This is a genomic window from Roseovarius sp. D22-M7 (genome assembly GCF_037083785.1).
In the GTDB taxonomy this organism is placed as follows: Bacteria; Pseudomonadota; Alphaproteobacteria; order Rhodobacterales; family Rhodobacteraceae; genus Roseovarius.
Window position 1 is genome coordinate 1 of the sequence record NZ_JBAPKY010000224.1, and the last position, 600, is coordinate 600.

1 protein-coding gene is annotated in these 600 nt (G+C 71.3%); it reads left to right on the plus strand.

Annotated features, from left to right (window positions below):
• Positions 1 to 600, plus strand: a 600-nt coding sequence (locus tag V8324_RS22260; protein WP_336422045.1) for an IS256 family transposase, incomplete at both ends; no start/stop codon positions are given.

Here is a 600-nt window from a genome sequence, read left to right on the forward strand (position 1 = left end):
TATCGCAACGGGCACCGCGACCGGGAGATTGTCGGCACCTTCGGCCCGGAGACGGTGCGCGTGCCCCGGGCCCGGATCGCGGGCGCGGATGGCCAGCGGCGCGAATGGCGCTCGCAGGCGCTGCCGCGGTATCGCCGGCTGACCCGGAAGGCCGAGGCGCTGATCGCGGGCGCCTATCTCGCCGGCACGAACACGCGACGCGTGAAGCGTGCGCTCTCGACGCTGTTCGCCGGCGCCATGGGCAAGGATGTCGTCAGCCGGGCCTGGCGCAAGGTGAAGACCGACTGGGAAGCCTGGAATACGCGCGACCTCGGCGGCGAGGACACCGTCCGGCTGATCCTCGACGGCACGGTGGTCAAGGCGCGGATCGACAAGAAGGCCACGGCGATCCCGATACTCGTGGCGATCGGCGTGCGCCGCGACGGCCAGAAAGTATTGATCGGGCTCAAGAACATGGGCGGTGAAACGGTCGCCGCGTGGCGAGCGTTCCTCCAGGACCTGAGTGCCCGCGGCCTGCGTGAGCCCGGCTTCATCATCGTCGACGGCGCGCCCGGGCTGGAGGCGGCGCTGGCCGAGCTCTGGCCCGAGGCGCCCGTCCAG